We start from the raw sequence: 12104 nt of genomic DNA, 5'->3' as shown, positions 1-12104 counted from the left end.
TTGAATTGGTGGAGCTAAGCGGGATCGAACCGCTGACCTCCTGCATGCCATGCAGGCGCTCTCCCAGCTGAGCTATAGCCCCAGGTCTTGCGACCCTGATACGCTTTCACGCATCGGTAAAAATGGCGTCCCCTAGGGGACTCGAACCCCTGTTACCGCCGTGAAAGGGCGGTGTCCTAGGCCACTAGACGAAGGGGACGCAATCCCTTCTCTGAACAGGCTGGAATCTGTTCAGCAGTGTAGAAAACAGGTCGACGCGAACGTCGACCAAAAAAACTTGGTGGAGCTAAGCGGGATCGAACCGCTGACCTCCTGCATGCCATGCAGGCGCTCTCCCAGCTGAGCTATAGCCCCGTCTCAATGACGGTGCGCATATTAAGATTGACGCCTTCGGGTGTCAACAGAAATTTACGCAAAACAGCAACTTATCTTGAAACCAGCCGCAAGCTGCAAGCCATAAGCCGCAAGCTGATTGGTGGGGCGGCGAACCGCGGCGCTAGGATCCCTCCGCGCCGCTTTCAGCTGGAGGCTAGATCGCCGCCAGCTCCTTCTGCCAGGCCTTGTTCTCTTTCTTCGAGGTGCCTCCCAGCAGCTCGACGGTCTGACGCAGGCGATAGCGGGTCAGGTCCGGGCCAAGGTGCGCCATGGCATCCAGCACTGATACTGAGCTGGCTTGGCCGGTAATCGCCGGGAACAGCAGCGGCATCAGATCGCGCAGTTTCAGCTCCATGTAGGCTGCGACAGCCTGAATGACACTGGTAATGTTGTCCTTGTCCCAGTCGCGCAGCGCTTCAAGCTTCCACAGCAACAACTGCAGCGCCTTGCGCACACCGTCGGCGTCCAGTTTTTTGTGCACAAACAACTCAGGTGCAGGATCAACCTTGCCGGCCATAAAGAAGCCCAGCAAGTTCGGCAGATCGCTGAAGGTTTCCACACGGGTCTGCGCCAGCGAGATCATCGGCTTGAGGTACGCCGGATTCAGCGCCCACTGCTGCACTGCTGCGGCAAACTGATCCTCGGACAGCTCACGAATCCACTGTCCGTTCAGCCACGACAGCTTGTCGATGTCAAAAATCGGCCCACCCAGCGAGACACGCTGAATGTCGAAGTGCTCAACCATTTCAGCGAGGGTGAACTTTTCGCGTTCGTCAGGCATCGACCAGCCCATCCGGCCGAGGTAGTTCAGCAGTGCTTCCGGCAGGTAGCCCATGCGCTCGTAAAAGGTAATGCTGGTCGGATTCTTGCGCTTGGACAGCTTGCTCTTGTCCGGGTTGCGCAACAGTGGCATGTGGCACAGCTGCGGCATGTCCCAACCGAAATACTGGTACAGCAGGATGTGCTTGGGCGCGGAGTTGATCCACTCCTCACCACGCAGGACGTGGGTAATGCCCATCAGGTGATCGTCCACCACGTTGGCCAGGTGATAGGTCGGCAGACCATCAGCCTTCATCAGCACCTGCATGTCGACCTGCTCCCACGGGATGTCGATCTCGCCACGCAGCATGTCCTGCACCTTACAGATACCTTCGTTCGGCACCTTCATGCGCACAACGTGCGCTTCGCCTGCAGCTACGCGGGCGTTCACTTCATCCTCAGTCAGGTTCAGGCAGTGGCCGTCATAGCCGGGCGTCTGCTTGTTCGCCATCTGCTCGGCCCGCAGCGCATCAAGACGCTCGCTGGAGCAGAAGCAGCGGAAGGCATGGCCCTTCTCGATCAGCGCTTCGCTGTGCTCGTGATAAATGGCGCTGCGTTCACTCTGACGATAGGGGCCATGCGGGCCACCCACATCCGGACCTTCGTCCCATTCCAGACCCAGCCAGCGCAGGGAGTCGAGAATCTGCTTTTCAGAGGCAGCGCTGGAACGCACCTGGTCGGTATCTTCAATACGCAGGATGAACTGTCCGCCGTGCTGGCGGGCAAAACACTGGTTGAACAGCGCAATGTAGGCGGTGCCGACGTGCGGGTCACCGGTTGGGGAAGGCGCAATGCGGGTACGAACAGTCATGAATTCTCTCGATCTGGCGACCCGGCAAACCCGGGTCGGACTACAGGATAACGGCCGATTTTATCAGGGCTTAGCCCTCAACCTCTATATGGCTCGACGAGCGTAATCGCAGCCGGTCGACGACAAAATCAAGAAACGCCTTGACCTTCATCGCTTGGAAGCGACGCGACGGGTACAGCGCATACAACTCACTCGACGGCAGCTCGGTTTGCTCCAGCACTCGGACCAAAGTGCCCGACTCGACACAAGGTTCGGCGATGAACGCAGGAACATTGATGATGCCGACACCCGCCAGTGCGGCTTCCCGGGCGAAGGTGATGTTATTGACCAGCAGCACCGGGTTGATCGGAACGCTGACGGCGGGTTGATCAAAACGCCATTTGCGTGACCCGTCTACCAGCGCGTGGATGCAGCGGTGGTTGGTCAGCTCCTCAGGCGCTTGCGGCATGCCATAACGTTTAATGTAATCCGGGCTGGCATACAACTGCCGGGGGCTTGTCATCAAGCGGCGGGCGACCAGACTGGAGTCCTGCGGGCGGCCAAGGTAAATGACCACATCCACACCCTCCTCGACCGGATCCACTGCACGAGTCGTCAGCTCGACCTCCACCTGAATCGCCGGATAGCTGCGCATGAATTCCCCAACCACTCCGCCGAGAAACAGCTGACCGAATTCGATCGGCGAACTGACCCGCAGCAACCCGGTTGGCTCGCGCTGCAGCTGCATGATCGCCTGCTCAGCCTCAGAGAACTCCTGCATGATCTGGCGGCAACGCTCGTAGTAAGCTTGCCCGACCTCGGTCAGGCGCAGCTTGCGTGTCGTGCGATTGAGTAGCCGCACGCCCAAACGGTCCTCCAGCTGGGCGATGCGCCGACTGACCGTTGACTTCTGCATCCCCAACGTCGCCGCCGCACTGGTAAAACTGTGACACTCAACGACTCGAGTGAAGACCAACGCATCATCCAGACCCATGCCTACTGTTCCCCTGCTGCAACAAAGTTTCCAGATTCTAGCGCCTCCGGCTGTCCGGGGAACAGTGTTAGAGTGCAGGCAGAAAAATAATTGAGAAATGGTATGTCCGCCCGAGTTAGAGCACGTCTGTTCGTATTTCTCCTCATCTGCGCCGTGGCAGGCGTGGCTGCCTTTGCCCAGTGGTGGTTCGTTGGCCGCTTCTACGAAGAAACCGACAACGCCTACGTTCAGGGTGACATTACCCCGGTGTCCAGTCGGCTGTCCGCACAGGTCATCGAAGTGCTGGTCGACGATAATCAGGCGGTTGTACCCGGCGATTTACTCGTGCGACTGGACGCCCGCGATTTCGAAATTGCCCTCGCCGAAGCCAATGCCAACCTTGCGACCCGGCGAGCCGAACAGCAGCAGGCACAGTCACGGCTGATCCAGCAGGACAGTCTGATCGCGGCCGCCTCAGCCAACGTCGACGCCAGCCAGGCCGAGCAGCGCCGGGTCGAACTCGACATCAAACGTATTACCCCGCTGCGCCAGTCCGGTTACGCCTCGGAAGAGCAGTTGAGCAACTACCGTGCTCAACTTGAAGTAACCCGAGCGCAGGTCAGCAAGGCGCAGGCAGATCTGCAGACCCAGCGACTGGCCAAAGACACGCTGGCCGCCGACATTGCCCGACTAGGCGCCCAGATTCAGGCCGCAGAAGCGGCGGTCAGGCAGGCCCAGCTTGATCTTGAACGCACCGAAATACGCGCCCCGATTGCCGGACGCGTTGGCCAGCGCAATGTCCGGATCGGCCAGAACGTGTCCCCGGGCAGCAACCTGCTTGCGGTCGTGCCCGATGCCGAGCTGTGGATCAAGGCCAACTTCAAGGAAACCCAGATCAGCCGCATGCACGAAGGGCTCAAGGCCGAACTGGTATTCGATACCTTCCCTGATCAACCCGTAAGCGGGACACTGCAGAGCCTGTTTCCGGCATCCGGTGCCCAGTTCAGCTTGCTGCCGCCGGACAACGCCACCGGCAACTTCACCAAGGTGGTTCAGCGGATTCCAGTGAAATTGGTAGTTGATGAGAACAGCCCGCTGGCAGGGCTGATCCGGCCAGGCATGTCGGTACACGTCAAGGTCGACCTGCGTGACTGAAGCTGGCTCTGCCCACGATATACCGCCGCCTGGCAGGCGCGACTGGATCGCGCTGCTCAGCGCTATTCTGGGCGCCTTCATGGCGATCCTCGATATCCAGATCATCAATTCGTCGCTGAAGGATATTCAGGGTGCGTTGTCGGCCACCATTGAGGAAGGCTCCTGGATTTCAACCTCATATCTGGTTGCCGAAATCATCATCATTCCGCTTGCAGCCTGGTTGACGACTATCTTTTCGCCACGTCGATTCGCGGTAGGGATCTCCGCGATGTTCGTTATCGCGTCACTGTTGTGCTCGATGGCCTGGAATCTCGAAAGCATGATCGTATTCCGCGCCCTGCAAGGCCTCGCCGGCGGCGCGCTGATTCCGTTTGCCTTTACCCTGATCCTGATCAAGCTGCCGCCAGCATCCCGCCCCAAGGGCATGGCGATGTTCGCAATTACCGCGACCTTCGCCCCCTCCATCGGCCCAACCATTGGCGGCTGGCTGACCGAGCATTTCGGTTGGGAGTACATCTTCTACATCAATATCGTACCGGGCATTCTGATGGCGACAGGCCTGATGTACGGTCTGGACAAATCGCAGCCGCGCTGGGAACTGCTGCGTCAGGGCGACTATATCGGCATCATCACCATGGCGGTCGGGCTTGGTTGCCTGCAGGTTTTTCTGGAAGAAGGTCACCGCAAGGATTGGCTAGAGTCGAATCTCATGGTCGCGCTGGCGGTCATCAGCTTTATCAGCCTGGTTAGCTTCGTCATCATCCAGCTTACCCGGGACAATCCGTTGGTAAACCTGCGCCTGCTGAAGGATCGCAACTTCCTGCTCGGCAGCCTGGCCAACATCGGCCTGGGGGTCGGTCTCTATGGCACCGTGTTCGTGCTGCCTGTTTACCTTGCCCAGATTCAACAGTACAACGCCCTGCAAATTGGTCAGGTCATCATGTGGATGGGGATCCCCCAGCTGCTGATTATTCCGCTGGTACCTGTTCTCATGCGCTTTGTAGATGCACGCCTGATCTGCGCTGCCGGCTTCTTTCTGTTTGCCTTTGCCAGTTTCTACAGCGGCAGTCTGAATCTGGACTTTGCTGGCGATCAGTTTATCGCCATCCAGATTTTCCGCGCATTCGGGCAACCCATGGTCCTGGTCCCCATGTCGATCATCGCCACCGCCATGATCGCGCCGTCGCAAGCCGGTTCCGCGTCGAGTCTGTACAACATCCTGCGCAACCTCGGGGGTGCCATCGGCATTGCGGCACTGGCCACCATTCTCGATAGCCGAGCCAAGTACTACTTCGACTTTCTCCGCGAATACGTTACCCCGGGCAACCCGGCGTTCGAGGAGCGCATGCGCCTTTTAACCCATCAGCTCGGCAACGAGCAAAGCGCCCTGCAGCTGCTCAGCAATCAGGTTCATCAGCAGGCAGCCATCCTCGCCTACAACGATGCCTTTCACCTGATCGCATTCATGCTGGGCTGCTCCATGGTCTTTGTGCTCCTGTGCAAACCGCTGCCCAAAGCCCCGCCCCAGGGCGCGCCCGCCGAGGCAGAACCAGCCCACCCTTAGCTGTGGTTTTTTTTGATCACCCTATGGCAATAGGGCATTCCAAAGGGTAGCATCGGCCAATATTGTCAAATATTTTAAACAAACATTTGCACAGGTGCCCTCATGGCCGAGACCCAACACACAACCTCCTACTACGCAGCCTCAGCCAACCCCGCTCCCGAACGCCCGCCCCTGCAGGGCAGTCATGAGACCGATGTCTGCATCATCGGTGCAGGATTTACCGGCATCTCTGCCGCTCTGCACCTCGCGGAGCAAGGCTTCAAGGTAACCGTCCTTGAAGCGGTCAAGGTTGGCTTTGGCGCTTCTGGCCGCAATGGCGGCCAAATCGTCAACAGCTACAGCCGCGACATTGACGTGATCGAGCGGACGCTAGGCGCCCAGCAGGCGCGACTGCTGGGGGACATGGCTTTTGAAGGAGGCCGTATCATTCGTGAGCGCGTAGCCAAGTACGACATCCAGTGTGACCTGAAAGACGGCGGTGTCTTTGCGGCATTCAACAGCAAGCACATGCAGCACCTTGAAGCTCAAAAGAAACTCTGGGAGCGCTATGGCAATACCCAGCTTGAGATGCTCGACAGCAAACGCATTCGCGAAGTGGTCAACACCGATATCTACGTCGGCGGCATGCTCGACATGAGCGGCGGCCACATCCACCCCTTGAATCTGGTGCTTGGCGAAGCTGCCGCATTCGAATCACTGGGCGGAGTAATCCATGAACTGTCGCCAGTCACCCGCGTCGAGCAGGGTGAGAACCCGGTCGTGCATACCGCCCAAGGTCAGGTCAAGGCGCGCTTCGTGATCGTGGCCGGCAATGCCTACCTCGGTGACCTGCTGCCACAATTGGCGGCCAAATCCATGCCCTGCGGCACCCAGGTGGTTACCACTGAGCCGCTGTCGGACGAGCTGGCTGCATCGCTGCTGCCGCAGGACTATTGCGTGGAAGACTGCGCCTACCTGCTCGATTACTACCGTCTATCTGGCGACAAGCGCCTGATCTTTGGTGGCGGTGTCGTTTACGGTGCCCGCGACCCGAGCAACATTGAAGCGCTGATTCGCCCCAACCTGATCAAGACCTTCCCACAGCTCAAGGATGTGAAGATCGATTACGCCTGGACAGGTAACTTCCTGCTGACCCTGTCACGCCTCCCGCAGATGGGGCGGATCGGCAACAATATTTATTACTCGCAAGGTTGCAGTGGCCACGGGGTTACCTTTACTCACGTCGCTGGCCGGGTGCTGGCGGAGGCGCTTCGCGGCCAGGCTGAACGCTTCGACGCCTTCGCTGCGCTGCCACATTACCCCTTCCCAGGCGGGCGACTGTTCCGAATCCCGTTCACCGCGATTGGCGCTTGGTATTACCAGATGCGTGACAAACTCGGGATCTAACAGGCCGTGAACCAGATCACAGCGGCAGTGGCATTGTGGAACCTGTACAGCTTGTATGAGTCGGTTATAGGGAGCGCTTCTTGCGCAACGACGAAAGCCACCTATCGTGGTTAACAGCTTCCAAGCAGGGAAGCCACAACAAACCGAGGTATGCCCGATGACTTTCATGCGAACAACAAAGCGTTATCTGTCCATCATGCTCACCGCCCTGTTCCTGCTGACTTCCATGGCCAGCATCCAGGCTCAGGCCGCCATGATCGGCACCGGAGAAGCCGTAGCCCAACAGCAGCTCAGCGTCGACCGCGCCGAACTCAAAAGCATGCTCGATGACAAGGCGGTGCAGGACAAACTGGCAAGCATGGGTGTAACCCAGGATCAGGTTGAGAAGCGTATCGACAGCCTGACCGCTGACGAACTGGCGCAATTCAACAGTCAACTCGATCAGGCTCCGGCCGGCGCCGGCGTGGTGGGTATCATCGTGCTGTTCCTAGTCATCTTCATCATCACCGACATGCTTTGCGCAACCAACGTCTACAGCTTCGTCAACTGCGTAAACTGACACCATGTACAAGGCCATTCGCCTGGCCTTGGCACTTGGGCTGACAGTACTGCTGTCAGCCTGTGCCGGGCTTCCCCCCACCCAACAGCAAAGCATTCCGGACGATCTGCCGCCCAACCGGCTGCTGACCAACCTTCCGTTTCATGCTCAGGACGAGTATCAATGCGGCCCTGCGGCTCTTTCGATGCTGCTCGGACAGCGCAACATCAGCATTGCCCCGGAGCAACTGAAAGACCGCGTCTACCTACCGGAACGCAAGGGTAGCCTGCAGGTTGAAATGGTCGCCGCCGCCCGGCAACAAGGCCTGCTGGTCTACCCCCTGGCGCCGGAACTGAAAGCTATCCTGCGCGAAATCGATGCCGGCAATGCAGTGCTAGTCATGCAGAACCTCGCCTTTAACTGGTATCCACAGTGGCACTACGCTGTGGTGGTTGGGTATGACCTCAATACCCGGGAGCTGATCCTGCATTCAGGACTGAACGCACGCCAACGCGAACCCTTTGGCCTGTTCCTGCGCACCTGGCAACGAGCTGACAATTGGGCGGTCGTCGCCATGCCAGCCGGCAAGCTGCCGGCAACCGTCGAACCACTTCCCTACCTGAAAGCAGCAACTGATCTTGAACAGGTCGGGCAGACCGCCAGCGCAGAGGCCGCCTATCAGGCAGCAAGCGAACACTGGACCGACCAGCCCGCCGCCCTGCTGGGCCAAGGCAATATCGCCTGGAACAGTGGCCGCCAGAGCGAGGCCGTCGACCATTTCAGTGAACTGGTACGACGCTTCCCCGACTACCCGGCCGGCTGGAATAACCTGGCCACCGCCATGGAAGAAATGGGCTGTCGGGAAGCGGCAGAGCAAGTCCGTAACTGCGCCACCGCGCAGCAAGTAAACGACAGCAAGGTCAGTACCAAGGCTGATTGCCTGATCCCCGTCTGCCGCTGAGCCGCGGGCTTGCCTGACGGCGAGCCCACTCCGGCGACAAGCATCCCGCAGAGACGCTGACAGCGTGACAACCGACGATGAAATCAAGCAATGGTGACAGCGGGCAGGTCGCACCTATCAGAGACGCTCGATCATCAAGCGGACTAGCCCAGCCATCCGTGCGCTGATTTTTGCCATCCTGCATCCTCCGAAAACACCGCTCGCGCTTCATGAGTCGCCCCCCGCCATAGACACACCCCGGTAAACCGCTGAGCCTGAGTAACCTTGATGAAGCGAGGCGCATATCCGTCGATATCAACACACAGGGTTGCGCCATTTGCTCTCAGCGCTGCGCAATCTCTTGCGCACAGCGCCGAGACATCAGTCACAAGAGCCCACAGCAGAAACCTGGTAAAAGACATAACCAATTGATTTAACTGATATATATGAAGAAGGAACGAAGTTTGCCATAACAACTGAAACGCGGGTCAGGACGACTCGCACCGGACCTGCAATGGATTGGCTATGCCGCACACACCACCTTTGTATCGAGCGTTGCTGCTCTCGCTGCTCTGCCTGCTTGCCGGGTGCAGTGGCAATATGCGTTTTGACGATGACCAGTATCGCCCGCTCAACAAGCAGATGCCGCAACCGCTCCCGGAGCGTCGCGCATGGAACTGACGCTGGAAGTCATCCACCCTCCCCGTCACAACGGCGAGCCGCCTCTGAGCCACACCTTCAGAGCTGCAGGCGGCATCATCGGCCGCGCCAGCCAGTGTGACTGGATACTGGAAGATCCCTCGCGGGTTCTTTCCGGCCAGCACGCCGAAGTACATTTTGACCAGCAACGCTATCAACTGATCGACCTGAGCAGCAACGGGGTTACCCGTAAACACGATAGTCTGCGCCTGCCCAAGGGAACGCCGGTACCCATTGAGCATGGCGAGGTCTACCGGATGGGCGAATTCGAGATCCGCGCAAGACTGCATGCGGCTTCAGCGTTGCCGCCCCACGCGCTCATTCCCGACGACGCATTCCTTGAACTTGATAGTGACAGCGCGGCTACCAGTAGCGGTGATCTGCTTGACCTGCTGTCGTCCGGCAGCGGGCACCCCACCCCGTCGACCGTCAACGCCGCCGTCACGACTGAAGGAGAGCACCACCGGATCGAGTCGGAGCACATCCGCCTGCCACGTGAAGCTGTTCCCCCTCAGTGCACGCAGCCGGCGTCTGACGATCTTGCCCAGCAGGTCTGCCAACGGCTTGGACTGGAAGGCCAGCATAAATTTGCCCGACATTACGCCCTCCAAGCAGCAACCCTGCTAAGAGTCTTGATCGGCGAGATTCGGCAGAGCCTGCACACTCAGCAGCAGTTGGATAGCCAGCTTGACTGCAGCACCGAGCCACACCCATGGTCGCGCAGCGAGTCACCTGAGGCCTGCCTGGCGCAATTGCTACAGCGTAGCGATGATGCCGCCAGCCTATTGCGCAGCGCCTGCAATCGTCTGCGCGCACAAACACTGGCACTGCACCAGGCCAGCCAGCACAGCGCTGAACGCCTTCCGCTGCTACTGGCTCCCCATCAACTAACCACAGCTCTGGGCGCACTGCGCACCGACGGGGCGCGCTGGCGCGCACTTTGCCAACTCTACGCCCAGCAGCCGGAGCAGGTGCAACAGCGCTATCACAACGCCTTCAACGCAGCCTACCGCGAGCAATCCCGGATTTTGAGCTCACTACACCAGCACTTCGGATAACCGCATGCCCTGTTTTCGCTACCTACTGCTGATACTCGCCTGCAGCGTGCTCAACGCTTGCAGCGTGCTATCCCCCTACTCCGACCTGACCAAGCTGGAGCTGCATATCAACGCCTCCGAACAACTAAACCCGAATTTGCATGGCCGGCCGTCGCCCCTTGTGCTCCAACTGGTTGAACTCAGTCACCCGACGGCGTTTGAGCAAGCCGACTACTTCGCCCTGCAGCACCGTGCCCCTCAGTTGCTAGCAGCCGACCTGCTGGCGATGGAGGAGCTGGAGCTGCGTCCAGGCGAACAGCGAATGCTGAAACTCGCACTGCAACCGCAAACACGCTATCTCGGCCTGGTAGCAAGTTACCGTGACCTGAACAGCAGTCGCTGGCGTATTACTCTCGATGTGCAACAGCGTGAACGCAACGCAGCGCAAATACAGCTCAACGCCTACGGCTTCGGTCAGGCAAACAGCGATGGGGCGCCATAGCATGCAGGCGCAGAAGATGGTCTGGCACGAGGGCATGCTGCTGCGCCCCCAGCACTTTCAGCAGCAGGACCGATACCATGAGCAGCAGCTCGCGCTCCGGGTACAGGGGCTGTACGCCGACGCCTGGGGCTTCCACACACTGGAGCTTGATGAGCAGTTTTTACCGCTCGGCAAACTGGTCGTCAGCAGAGCCCACGGTCTACTGCCTGACGGCACCCTGTTTCAACTGAACGCCGAGCTGGCACTGGATATACCCGCCAACCTGAGCGACGCCGACGTTTACCTCACTCTGCCCCTGCAGGCAGGCGAACACATCGAAGTTGGCAGCGCAAAACGCGACAGCTCACTCGCCCGTTTCACCGCAATCGAGCAAGAGCTTAGTGACAACGCGGGTAGTCCAGAACTGGGTAGCTCTCTGCTCTTTGCACAACCCAACTTCAGGTTGCAGCTAGACGCCGATGAGCAGTCAGCCGGTTTGGTTCGTCTGCGGGTCTGCACGATTCGCGAGAGCAACGGCGATGGCGCCATCAGCCTTGATGAGCGCTTCCCGCCAACATTTATCCACTGTCAGAGCAGCCCATACCTGAAACGTTGCCTGCAGGAGGTACTCAGTCTGCTGCAACAACGCGCTGACACCCTTGCCGAGCGCTTACGCGCCCGTGGCAAAGCTGCCGGTGCTGAACTGGGAGACCTGTTGACCCTTCAACTAATCAATCGCTACGAGACTGTACTGCGGCATCATTTGCACGGTAGCCATACGCCAGCCAACCAGCTATTTGCCCTGCTGCTAGCGCTGCAGGGCGAGCTGGCAACATTTTGCGCTGACAGCAGACGGCCGCTGACCGGCCTGCAATACCAGCATTCTTCTCAGAGCCAAAGCTTCAGCGCACTGATGCAGGCCTTGCGGCAGGCGTTGTCCAGCGTTCTTGAACAGCATGCAGTAGAGCTGCCGCTGCAGCAGCGCCAGTACGGCGTGCAGGTTGCGCCCATTACCGATCCGGCGCTCATCGAAGGAGCGCGTTTTGTACTCGCCGCCAAGGCCAGCTGCAGTGGTGAAGAGCTGCGCAACCGGCTGCCCAACCATCTCAAAATTGGGGCCGTCGAGCATATCCGTCAGTTGGTGAACCTTCACCTGCCGGGTATCCGGATCCAGCCCTTGCCGGTTGCCCCCAGGCAATTGCCTTACCATCGGGACCACTGCTATTTCGCCCTTGAACCAAGCAGTGACGAACGCGCGCACCTTACCAGTTCAGGCGGCATTGCCTTCCATGCCGCTGGCGACCTGCCTGATCTGCACCTGGCATTCTGGGCCATCAGAGACTGACC

Annotated in this window: 11 protein-coding genes and 3 tRNA genes; 9 read left to right on the top strand and 5 right to left on the bottom strand. The window is 59.2% G+C overall.

All coding sequences use genetic code 11. From position 1 onward, the window contains the following. Positions 1-6: 6 nt before the first annotated feature. From C1949_RS10775 to C1949_RS10755, 5 genes are all read right to left on the bottom strand, one after another. Positions 7-82, bottom strand: a tRNA-Ala gene (locus tag C1949_RS10775). A gap of 41 nt (positions 83-123) precedes the next feature. Continuing rightward, a tRNA-Glu gene (locus C1949_RS10770) sits at positions 124-199 on the bottom strand. A 79-nt stretch (positions 200-278) separates the two neighbouring features. Next, a tRNA-Ala gene (locus tag C1949_RS10765) sits at positions 279-354 on the bottom strand. 175 nt (positions 355-529) lie between these two features. Next, complete coding sequence (gene gltX, locus C1949_RS10760) at positions 530-2005, bottom strand: glutamate--tRNA ligase (RefSeq protein WP_104738486.1); 1476 nt, start codon at positions 2003-2005, stop codon at positions 530-532. Positions 2006-2075: 70 nt separating this feature from the next. Further along, positions 2076-2978: a LysR family transcriptional regulator gene (locus tag C1949_RS10755; protein WP_104738485.1), complete on the bottom strand. Its 903-nt coding sequence runs from the start codon at positions 2976-2978 to the stop codon at positions 2076-2078. Between the two features lie 102 nt (positions 2979-3080). Between C1949_RS10755 and C1949_RS10750 the strand changes: the two genes are divergently transcribed. From C1949_RS10750 to tssK, 9 genes are all read left to right on the top strand, one after another. Next, positions 3081-4112, top strand: a complete 1032-nt coding sequence (locus C1949_RS10750) for an HlyD family secretion protein (protein ID WP_104738484.1) — start codon at positions 3081-3083, stop codon at positions 4110-4112. Beyond that, positions 4105-5676 (top strand): DHA2 family efflux MFS transporter permease subunit, encoded by a 1572-nt coding sequence (locus C1949_RS10745; protein ID WP_229744423.1) that lies wholly within the window; start codon positions 4105-4107, stop codon positions 5674-5676. The genes C1949_RS10750 and C1949_RS10745 overlap by 8 nt, the downstream gene beginning before the upstream one ends. Positions 5677-5778: 102 nt before the next feature. Further along, positions 5779-7062 (top strand): NAD(P)/FAD-dependent oxidoreductase, encoded by a 1284-nt coding sequence (locus C1949_RS10740; RefSeq protein WP_104738483.1) that lies wholly within the window; start codon positions 5779-5781, stop codon positions 7060-7062. Positions 7063-7228: 166 nt separating this feature from the next. After that, positions 7229-7621, top strand: coding sequence for a PA2779 family protein (locus C1949_RS10735; RefSeq protein ID WP_104738561.1), 393 nt, complete (start codon positions 7229-7231; stop codon positions 7619-7621). Positions 7622-7625: 4 nt separating this feature from the next. Further along, the gene (locus C1949_RS10730) at positions 7626-8561 is read left to right on the top strand and encodes a PA2778 family cysteine peptidase (RefSeq protein ID WP_104738482.1); all 936 of its coding nucleotides are present in this window, start codon (positions 7626-7628) and stop codon (positions 8559-8561) included. Positions 8562-9065: 504 nt separating this feature from the next. Then, positions 9066-9221, top strand: a complete 156-nt coding sequence (locus tag C1949_RS19660) for a type VI secretion protein (protein WP_104738481.1) — start codon at positions 9066-9068, stop codon at positions 9219-9221. Next, positions 9212-10297 carry a type VI secretion system-associated FHA domain protein gene (locus C1949_RS10720; protein WP_104738480.1) on the top strand — a complete coding sequence of 362 codons (1086 nt, stop codon included), beginning with the start codon at positions 9212-9214 and terminating at the stop codon, positions 10295-10297. Before C1949_RS19660 ends, C1949_RS10720 begins: the two co-directional genes overlap by 10 nt. Positions 10298-10301: 4 nt before the next feature. Beyond that, positions 10302-10778 carry a type VI secretion system lipoprotein TssJ gene (gene tssJ / locus C1949_RS10715; protein ID WP_104738479.1) on the top strand — a complete coding sequence of 159 codons (477 nt, stop codon included), beginning with the start codon at positions 10302-10304 and terminating at the stop codon, positions 10776-10778. A 1-nt stretch (position 10779) separates the two neighbouring features. After that, complete coding sequence (gene tssK, locus C1949_RS10710; protein WP_104738560.1) at positions 10780-12102, top strand: type VI secretion system baseplate subunit TssK; 1323 nt, start codon at positions 10780-10782, stop codon at positions 12100-12102. The last annotated feature ends 2 nt before the right edge of the window (positions 12103-12104 follow it).

It is taken from the genome of Halopseudomonas oceani (genome assembly GCF_002903165.1).
Classification (GTDB): Bacteria; Pseudomonadota; Gammaproteobacteria; order Pseudomonadales; family Pseudomonadaceae; genus Halopseudomonas; species Halopseudomonas oceani.
The sequence above is the reverse complement of the archived record's forward strand: the minus strand, read 5'-3'. Positions and strand labels throughout refer to the sequence as shown.

Excerpts from the sequence above, each read along its gene's own strand:
- gltX (WP_104738486.1), bottom strand. The coding sequence starts at position 2,005 with ATGACTGTTCGTACCCGCATTGCGCCTTCCCCAACCGGTGACCCGCAC.
- C1949_RS10755 (WP_104738485.1), bottom strand. The coding sequence starts at position 2,978 with ATGGGTCTGGATGATGCGTTGGTCTTCACTCGAGTCGTTGAGTGTCAC.
- C1949_RS10750 (WP_104738484.1), top strand. The coding sequence starts at position 3,081 with ATGTCCGCCCGAGTTAGAGCACGTCTGTTCGTATTTCTCCTCATCTGC.
- C1949_RS10740 (WP_104738483.1), top strand. The coding sequence starts at position 5,779 with ATGGCCGAGACCCAACACACAACCTCCTACTACGCAGCCTCAGCCAAC.
- C1949_RS10735 (WP_104738561.1), top strand. The coding sequence starts at position 7,229 with ATGCGAACAACAAAGCGTTATCTGTCCATCATGCTCACCGCCCTGTTC.
- C1949_RS10730 (WP_104738482.1), top strand. The coding sequence starts at position 7,626 with ATGTACAAGGCCATTCGCCTGGCCTTGGCACTTGGGCTGACAGTACTG.
- C1949_RS19660 (WP_104738481.1), top strand. The coding sequence starts at position 9,066 with ATGCCGCACACACCACCTTTGTATCGAGCGTTGCTGCTCTCGCTGCTC.
- C1949_RS10720 (WP_104738480.1), top strand. The coding sequence starts at position 9,212 with ATGGAACTGACGCTGGAAGTCATCCACCCTCCCCGTCACAACGGCGAG.
- tssJ (WP_104738479.1), top strand. The coding sequence starts at position 10,302 with ATGCCCTGTTTTCGCTACCTACTGCTGATACTCGCCTGCAGCGTGCTC.
- tssK (WP_104738560.1), top strand. The coding sequence starts at position 10,780 with ATGCAGGCGCAGAAGATGGTCTGGCACGAGGGCATGCTGCTGCGCCCC.